General features: G+C 62.0%; 2 protein-coding genes. Both read right to left on the minus strand.

Translation table 11 applies throughout. The annotated features are described in order from the left end of the window. Positions 1–1,790, minus strand: a 1,790-nt coding sequence (ctaD, locus tag EN984_RS31935; protein ID WP_127384233.1) for a cytochrome c oxidase subunit I, incomplete at its 3' end; no start/stop codon positions are given. Continuing rightward, positions 1,787–2,208 (minus strand): cytochrome c (locus EN984_RS31940; RefSeq protein WP_127384234.1); only part of this gene is annotated, 422 nt, incomplete at its 5' end. The genes EN984_RS31940 and ctaD, both read right to left, overlap by 4 nt.

Consider the following 2,208-nt stretch of genomic DNA (forward strand, 5'->3'; position numbering starts at 1 on the left):
GGATAAGCTTCGGCCAAGGTCGAGATGAGGAGTTCGCGCGCATCGACGCGGAGCCCGGTCGCTACAGGGAGCGCCTCGCGCTCGGCCCAGAGCGGCTCGATATGGGTAACCATGGGAATGCGTGCGAAATTATAGCTCGGCGGTGGCGAGGACGTTGCCCACTCCAAGGTTCCTGCGTCCCACGGGTTGTTGCCGGCCAGGGTGCCTTTGAGCGCGCCATGCACCAGATTGAAAGTGAACAGGACAAAGCTCAGGAAAAAGAGCAGCGCCCCGGCAGAGATGAAAAGGTTGATGTTGCCCCAGCCAAGCTCGGCCGGATAGGTGTAGACCCTTCGTGGCATGCCCCATAGGCCGACGAGATGCATCGGGAAAAAGGCCGCATTGAACCCGATGAAGGCCAGCCAGAAATGCCACCGTCCAAGGCGTTCGCTCATCATGCGGCCGGTGATCTTCGGGAACCAGAAATAAGCCGCGCCAAGCAGCGGGAACACCGAGCCGCCGATCAGCACGTAATGGAAATGCGCGACGACGAAATAGGTGTCGTGCACCTGAAGATCCAGTGGCACCGAGGCGAGCATGACGCCGGTTAGCCCGCCGATGACGAAGATGAAGAAGAAGCCGAAGACGAACAGCAATGGCGTCCGGATCACCGGCCGGCGGTCCCAAAGTGTTGCAAGCCAGCAGAAGATCTGCACGCCGTTTGGAATCGCGATCAGCATGCTGGATGCGGTGAAGAAACTGGCGCCGAGCTTAGGCAATCCCGTGGCGAACATGTGGTGAACCCAGAGCCCGAACGACAGGAAGCCGACTGCGATAAGCGACAGGACCAGCCCGAGATGACCGAATGTCGGTCGCCTGGCGAAAACAGGAATGATCGCGGACACCATGCCCGTCGCCGGCAGGAAGATGATGTAAACCTCCGGATGGCCGAAGAACCAGAAGAGGTGTTGGAACAGCAGAGCATCCCCACCTTCCGCCGGGTTGAAGATGTGCGTGCCGACCAGCCGGTCAAGGATCAGGAAAGTCGAGGTGATCATCACCGCCGGCATCGCGAAGATGACGACGAAAGAAGTGACCAGCATCGCCCAGACATAGAGCGGGATCTTGTCCAGCGACATCCCGGGGGCCCGCTGCTTGAACACCGTGACGATGGTTGCCACCGCGACGGCCAGTGACGACACTTCGGTATAGGTGATCATCTGCGCCCAGACATCGGCGCGCTTGCCCGGTGCGAATTCGGGGCCGGACAGCGGCACGTAAGCGAACCAGCCCACATCAGGAGCCATGTTGAGGGCAAACGACACCCAGGCGAAAGCGCCGCCCGAGACGTAGATCCAATAGCTGAACGCGTTCAGGCGCGGAAACGCGATGTTGCGGGTGCCCACCATCAGCGGCACCAGGTAGATCCCGGTCGCCTGCACGATGGGCACGGCGAACAGAAACATCATCGTAACGCCATGCATGGTGAACAGCTGGTTGTAGAGGTCGGGCCCGATCAGGCCGCGTTGCGGTCCCGAAAGCTGGATACGCATGGCGACAGCGTTGAGACCGCCAAGACCAAGGAAGACGAAAGCGGTGATCAAATAGCGTCGTGCGATCACCTTGTGATCGACGCTCGAGAGCGCTCCGACGATGCCGGACGGCGTCCGCCAGGTGCGCTCGAGCCAGCGATGCAGGCTGGCATCATCCATGCCGGTATCGCGGGGGCCGTCACGTTCGGGAGCAAGGTCGCCCTTGGCGGGGTCTGGTTCCGGGATGTGGCGGTCGCCTGTGACATCGGCGCTGCTCATTTCAGCCCCTCGAGATAAGCGACGATTGCGTTGAGCTCGTCGCCGTTGAGATCTGCCACTGGCATGTGGGAACCCGGCTTGATGCCTTGCGGGTCGGCTATCCAGGCGGCGAGATTGCCGCGGCTCATCGTCAGCGTTCCGGCCGCCAATGTTTTCCGGCTGGCGATGTGGGTGAGGTCGGGAGCCACCGTTCCGCCGGCCGGCGTTCCCCCGATCCTGTGGCACATCACGCAGGGGCGTTTGAGGAACAGGTCTGCGCCGGCCTTGGCTTCGCCGCTCGCCGGCGCGCCGGCCGGCTGCAACTGGTCGTTCAGCCACGCATCGAATTTCGGGCGCGGTTCGGCGATGATGAAGGTGCCCATATTGGCGTGCTGCGCACCGCAGAATTCAGCGCATTGACCACGGTAGACGCCCGGCT

The organism is Mesorhizobium sp. M7A.F.Ca.CA.004.12.1.1, from assembly GCF_003997835.1.
In the GTDB taxonomy this organism is placed as follows: Bacteria; Pseudomonadota; Alphaproteobacteria; order Rhizobiales; family Rhizobiaceae; genus Mesorhizobium.